We start from the raw sequence: 5,644 nt of genomic DNA on the forward strand, positions 1-5,644 counted from the left end.
GCTGGTGGGCGGCTCACGCCCTCCGCTCGTGCCTCGCTACGACCGCTCCCCGCCGTGCTGGTGGGCGGCTCACGCCCTCCGCTCGTGCCTCGCTACGACCGCTCCCCGCCGGGCACCCAGAGGACGTCGCCGTTCTCACGGTTCGCGTGGCGGGCCAGGATGAACAGCAGGTCCGAGAGGCGGTTGAGCTACTTCACCGCCAGCAGGTTCATCGACTCCGCGTGCACCTCCCAGGCCGCCCAGCCGCCGCGCTCGGCGCGACGCACGACCGTACGGGCCACGTGCAGGTGCGCCGCACCGACCGTGCCGCCGTTCAGGATGAACGAGCGGAGCTTGGGCAGGTGCTCGTTGTACTCGTCGCACCAGCCCTCCAGCCGGTCGACGTACTCCTGGGTGATCCGCAGCGGCGGGTACTCCGGGTCCGGGACCACCGGCGTGCACAGGTCGGCCCCCACGTCGAACAGGTCGTTCTGGACGTGGGTGAGCACGGCCACCACGTCGTCCTCGAGGCCACCGACGGCCAGCGCCACCCCGATGTGGGCGTTCGCCTCGTCGACGTCGGCGTACGCAGCCAGCCGCGGGTCTGTCTTGGACGTCTCGCTCATGTCGCCGAGTCGGGTGCTGCCGGCGTCGCCGGTCCGGGTGTAGATCCGCGTCAGGTTGACCATGCCCCGAGGGTAGTCGGAGGGCCCCGGGGCGCCGATCCAGGCTTTCGCCAAAACCTGCGCTGCGAAAAAATGCGAGGCGCGGGGGCAACCAATCGTGAGTGAGTTGCGTCATAGTCTTGCAACAGGGGGATTGCTCGGGAGCGGGCCCGGCGATCACTCCGTTCACCCAAGGAGGCACGGTGGACATCACCACGGACGGGACCACGGTCGTCCTGCGCGGAGAGTTCGACGGTCGCAGCACCTCGACGGTACGCGCCGTCATCTACGACCAGCTCCACGCCAGCGACCACGTCGTGCTCGACATGCGCGAGGTCGAGGCGCTCGACCTCATCGCTCTGCGCGTCCTCCTCGTCGCCACCCGGCAGGCGTGGCGCGACGGTCGTCGGTTGACGCTGCGCGACTGCAGCCCCACGGTGCTCCGGATGATCCACCTCGCGCGGGTCAGCCACGCGGTCGACTTCGAGCGCCAGGCGGCCTGAGCCGACCGTACGCAACCCCCGGCAGGAGGGGACGGCGTGTGGTTGTCGCCACAAGCGAGACGGGTGTCCCGTTCATCGGAACCGTCCTACTCTTCAGTACATGACTGACGTTCAGGCCACTGCCGCACGCCCGGAGAAGGACCGCCCCTGGGTGATGCGCACCTACGCCGGCCACTCGACGGCGGCCGCGTCCAACGCGCTGTACCGCAAGAACCTCGCCAAGGGGCAGACGGGCCTGAGTGTCGCGTTCGACCTGCCGACGCAGACCGGGTACGACCCGGACAGCCCGCTGAGCCGCGGTGAGGTCGGCAAGGTCGGTGTGCCCGTCCCGCACCTGGGGGAGATGCGCAAGCTCTTCACCGACATCCCGCTCGTGGAGATGAACACCTCCATGACGATCAACGCGACCGCCATGTGGCTGCTCGCGATGTACCAGGTCGTCGCCGAGGAGCAGAACCCCGGGCTCGACCCGGCCGAGGTGGCCAGCCAGCTGGCCGGCACCACCCAGAACGACATCATCAAGGAGTACCTGTCGCGCGGCACGTACGTCTTCGGTCCGCAGCACTCGCTGCGTCTGACCGCCGACACGATCGCGTACACGGTCAACCACATCCCCAAGTGGAACCCGATCAACATCTGCAGCTACCACCTGCAGGAGGCCGGCGCGACGCCCGTGCAGGAGATCGCGTACGCGATGTGCACCGCCATCGCCGTGCTCGACCAGGTCAAGAGCTCCGGCCAGGTCTCCGAGGCGGACTTCGAGAAGGTCGTCGGCCGCATCTCGTTCTTCGTCAACGCGGGCGTGCGGTTCGTCGAGGAGATGTGCAAGATGCGCGCCTTCGTCGAGCTGTGGGACGAGATCACCCGTGAGCGGTACGGCGTGACCGACCCCAAGATGCGTCGCTTCCGCTACGGCGTCCAGGTCAACTCGCTCGGCCTCACCGAGGCGCAGCCCGAGAACAACGTGCAGCGCATCGTCCTGGAGATGCTCGGCGTGACGCTGTCCAAGGACGCGCGCGCCCGCGCGGTCCAGCTGCCGGCGTGGAACGAGGCCCTCGGCCTCCCGCGTCCGTGGGACCAGCAGTGGTCGCTGCGCCTGCAGCAGGTGCTGGCCTTCGAGTCCGACCTGCTCGAGTACGACGACATCTTCAACGGCTCCCACGTCGTCGAGGCCAAGGTCGCCGAGCTCGTCGCCGGCGCCAAGGCGGAGATCGACCGGGTGCAGGCCATGGGCGGCGCCATCGCGGCCGTCGAGTCCGGCTACATGAAGCAGAACCTCGTCTCCGCCCACGCCGCCCGCCGAGGGCGCATCGAGGCGGGCGAGGAGGTCATCGTCGGGGTCAACAAGTTCGAGACCACCGAGCAGTCGCCGCTCACCGCCGACCTCGACGGGGCCATCCAGACAGCCGACCCCGAGGCTGAGCGCGCCGCCGTCGCGTCGGTGGAGGCCTGGAAGGCCGAGCGCGACGAGGCAGCCGTGAGCGCCGCGCTGGAGGCGCTCGCCGCCGCCGCCAAGACCGACGCCAACCTCATGGAGGCCACCCTGGTCGCCGCGCGGGCCGGTGCGACCACGGGCGAGTGGGCCGCGACCCTGCGCGGGGTGTTCGGAGAGTTCCGCGCCCCGACCGGTGTCACCGGCGCCGTGGGGGTCGCGCAGGCAGGAGCCGAGCTCACCGCGGTGCGCGAGCGCGTCGCCGCCACCGGCGAGGAGCTGGGCGGACGCCTGCGCCTGCTCGTCGGCAAGCCCGGCCTCGACGGCCACTCCAACGGTGCCGAGCAGGTCGCCGTCCGGGCGCGCGACGCCGGCTTCGAGGTGATCTACCAGGGCATCCGTCTCACGCCGGAGCAGATCGTCGCCGCGGCCGTGGCCGAGGACGTCCACTGCGTGGGCCTCTCGATCCTGTCCGGCTCGCACATGGAGCTCGTGCCGGCGGTCCTCGACGGCCTGCGGGCCGCGGGACTGGACGACCTCCCGGTGATCGTGGGCGGCATCATCCCCGACTCCGACGGCAAGCGCCTGGTGGAGCTCGGCGTGGCCGCCGTCTACACGCCCAAGGACTTCGGTCTGACCGAGATCATGGGCGGCATCGTCGACGTGATCCGCAGGGCCAACGACCTCGACTGAGGCCGCGCACCCGTCCACGACGGCCCGCGACCGGGTGACCGGTCGCGGGCCGTCGTGCAGACTCCTGCCATGACACGCGTGATCGTGGTGGGTGCCGGGGTGGTCGGCCTGACCTGCGCCGTACGGCTGCTCGAGGCGGGGTACGACGTGCACGTCCACGCCCGTGACCTGCCGTTGGAGACGACCTCGGCCGTCGCCGGAGCGCTGTGGTACCCGTACCTCGCGCTGCCGCAGGACAGGGTGACGGCCTGGTCGGGCGTCTCGTACGAGGTCTTCGCCGGGCTCGCCGCCGAGGAGCGGACGGGCGTACGGATGCTGCCCGGCACCGAGCTGCTGCGCGAGCCCACGGACGACCCGTGGTGGAGCGGGGCGGTGCCAGCGCTGACCAGGGTGACCGACCTGCCGGGCGGGTACGCCGACGGCTGGAGCTTTGTCAGCCCGGTCGTGGACATGCCGGTCTTCCTGCGCTGGCTGCTGGCGCGCGTGGAGGAGCTGGACGGTCTGGTGACGCGGATGAACCTGTCCGCCCTTCCGCAGGACACCCTGGTCGTCAACGCCACCGGGCTGGCGGCACGGCACTTCGGTGACGACCCGTCCGTACGTCCGGTGCGCGGCCAGGTCGTCGTCCTCGAGCAGGTCGGGCTGGACCGCTGGTGGCTCGACGAGTCCGGCCTGACGTACGTCATCCCGCGTACCGACGAGATCGTCGTCGGGGGCACGGAGATCGAGGGGGAGTGGAGTCGTACGCCGGACCCGGACACCGCCGAGCTGATCCTGGCCCGCGCGCGTTCCCTGGTCCCGGCCCTGGAGGGCGCCCGCGTGCTGCGCCACCGGGTCGGGCTGCGACCGGCCCGTGAGGAGATCCGCGTGGAGCGGGTCGGGAACGTCGTGCACTGCTACGGCCACGGCGGAGCCGGGGTCACCACGAGCTGGGGCACCGCGGCCGACGTGGTGGCTCTGGTGGGGAGCGGTGAGCGATGAGCGACCTCCAGTGCCCGGCGCGACTCTTCGTCGGGTGGCCGGCCGGCCCCGGTGACGACGACGTCGCCCGGTGGCGGGAGGAGCTCCTGGCGGAGGGTGTCCACGACGTCGTCGACCTGCGCGGCCGCGACGTCGGCGTGGTCGAGCTGAGCGACGTCGCCGACGTGCACCGGGGAGAAGCGGTGCTGGTGCTCGTGAACGTGGCCACCGCGTACGCGGAGGGGCCGGGCGAGCTGGTGGCGCTGCTCGTCGACAGCGAGGGGATCCACCGCGTCGTCCCGTGACCACTGGACGGGCATTAGGTTAGGCAACGCTTACTAAGGGTGTACTATCCCCACGTGGGCAAGAAGGACAAGAAGCGCGGCACGGTTGCCAAGCTGCCGAAGCGTGAGTGCTGCGTGGCGAAGACGCGCTGCAACCGCTGCCCACTGCGCATGCTCAAGGAGGGCACCCTCCCGCCGGGGTACACGGTCAAGCGCCGCACGCTGGTCCGTGTCGAGCACGCCGAGCTGCTCACCGGCAAGGACAACGTCGCCAAGCTCAAGGTGTCCAAGGCCGAGCTCAAGAAGGCGGCTGCCAAGGCTGCCAAGAAGTCCAAGGCCACCAAGAGCACCAAGGTCAAGAAGAAGGCCGCCTGAGCCTCACCTGCGCAGGCGCCGCCACGCGGCGACGGCAGTGATGCCGAGGGCTGTCCCCAGGACCAGGCCCGCCGCGTTGCCCCAGCCCCCCGCGCTGCCGTTGGCGACCAGACCGTTCGCCACCGCGCCGCCGATCACGGCGCCCAGGACCGCAGCGGTCATGACGACCACTCCCACGGCCATCCGCACGACGGCCTCGCGGACGAACAGCGACAGCACGGAGTCGCTGGACCCGTCGGGGCGCAACGGGACCACGTCGACGACGGCGCCAGGCGTGATCGGGCCGTACACGTGCGGGAACGTCTCCTCGCCCACGGCGTCCTGGCGCACCTCGGCGTCGAGCCGGGAGGGGTCGATCACCAGCAGGACGAGCGGCTCGCCGGCGTCGAGGTAGTAGCGGGCGAAGGCGCCGGCCACCTGCTCGCGGCGCGACGCGTGGATGAAGCCCTCCTGCTCGAGGGTGCGACCGACGGTCGAGGTCGTGTACGCCCCGGCCCGCTTGGCCGCGTCCCAGTCCGCCCGCGTGGCGACGTGGTAGATCCGCTCAGTCACCGTCGCAGGCTACCTGCCGGTCGCTCAGAAGAGCCGGTCCTCGGCGTCATCCATGCCACGCAGGGCGTCGTAGTCGACCAGGGCGCACGAGATGCCACGGTCGGTGGCCAGCACGCGCGCCTGCGGCTTGATCTCCTGGGCGGCGAAGATGCCGCGGACGGGCCCCTTCGAGGTGAGCAGGGGATCGCGGTTGAGGAGCTC

General features: G+C 70.9%; 7 protein-coding genes and 1 pseudogene. 5 read left to right on the forward strand and 3 right to left on the reverse strand.

All coding sequences use genetic code 11. From position 1 onward, the window contains the following. Nucleotides 1-92: 92 nt before the first annotated feature. Nucleotides 93-668: pseudogene (locus ACI379_RS16845) on the reverse strand (cob(I)yrinic acid a,c-diamide adenosyltransferase). A gap of 179 nt (nt 669-847) precedes the next feature. Between ACI379_RS16845 and ACI379_RS16850 the strand changes: the two are divergent. From ACI379_RS16850 to ACI379_RS16870, 5 genes are all read left to right on the forward strand, one after another. Then, nucleotides 848-1,147 carry an STAS domain-containing protein gene (locus ACI379_RS16850; RefSeq protein WP_439793284.1) on the forward strand — a complete coding sequence of 100 codons (300 nt, stop codon included), beginning with the start codon at nt 848-850 and terminating at the stop codon, nt 1,145-1,147. A 100-nt stretch (nt 1,148-1,247) separates the two neighbouring features. Further along, nucleotides 1,248-3,272, forward strand: a complete 2,025-nt coding sequence (locus ACI379_RS16855) for a protein meaA (protein WP_439793285.1) — start codon at nt 1,248-1,250, stop codon at nt 3,270-3,272. Nucleotides 3,273-3,341: 69 nt separating this feature from the next. Next, nucleotides 3,342-4,253, forward strand: a complete 912-nt coding sequence (locus ACI379_RS16860; RefSeq protein ID WP_439793286.1) for an FAD-dependent oxidoreductase — start codon at nt 3,342-3,344, stop codon at nt 4,251-4,253. Continuing rightward, nucleotides 4,250-4,537 (forward strand): hypothetical protein, encoded by a 288-nt coding sequence (locus ACI379_RS16865; RefSeq protein WP_439793287.1) that lies wholly within the window; start codon nt 4,250-4,252, stop codon nt 4,535-4,537. Before ACI379_RS16860 ends, ACI379_RS16865 begins: the two co-directional genes overlap by 4 nt. Before the next feature lie 54 nt (nt 4,538-4,591). Further along, nucleotides 4,592-4,891: a hypothetical protein gene (locus tag ACI379_RS16870; protein WP_439793288.1), complete on the forward strand. Its 300-nt coding sequence runs from the start codon at nt 4,592-4,594 to the stop codon at nt 4,889-4,891. 3 nt (nt 4,892-4,894) lie between these two features. Here ACI379_RS16870 and ACI379_RS16875 read toward each other — a convergent pair whose 3' ends face one another. Both ACI379_RS16875 and ACI379_RS16880 read right to left on the reverse strand, forming a co-directional pair. Beyond that, nucleotides 4,895-5,443 carry a DUF952 domain-containing protein gene (locus ACI379_RS16875; protein WP_439793289.1) on the reverse strand — a complete coding sequence of 183 codons (549 nt, stop codon included), beginning with the start codon at nt 5,441-5,443 and terminating at the stop codon, nt 4,895-4,897. Nucleotides 5,444-5,467: 24 nt separating this feature from the next. Continuing rightward, nucleotides 5,468-5,644, reverse strand: a 177-nt coding sequence (locus tag ACI379_RS16880; protein WP_439793293.1) for an endonuclease NucS domain-containing protein, incomplete at its 5' end; no start/stop codon positions are given.

The organism is Nocardioides sp. (assembly GCF_051876515.1).
Lineage (GTDB): Bacteria > Actinomycetota > Actinomycetes > Propionibacteriales > Nocardioidaceae > Nocardioides.

What these genes read in the sequence shown, in the direction of transcription:
- ACI379_RS16855 (WP_439793285.1), top strand. Translation starts at nt 1,248, where the DNA reads ATGACTGACGTTCAGGCCACTGCCGCACGCCCGGAGAAGGACCGCCCC.
- ACI379_RS16860 (WP_439793286.1), top strand. Translation starts at nt 3,342, where the DNA reads ATGACACGCGTGATCGTGGTGGGTGCCGGGGTGGTCGGCCTGACCTGC.
- ACI379_RS16865 (WP_439793287.1), top strand. Translation starts at nt 4,250, where the DNA reads ATGAGCGACCTCCAGTGCCCGGCGCGACTCTTCGTCGGGTGGCCGGCC.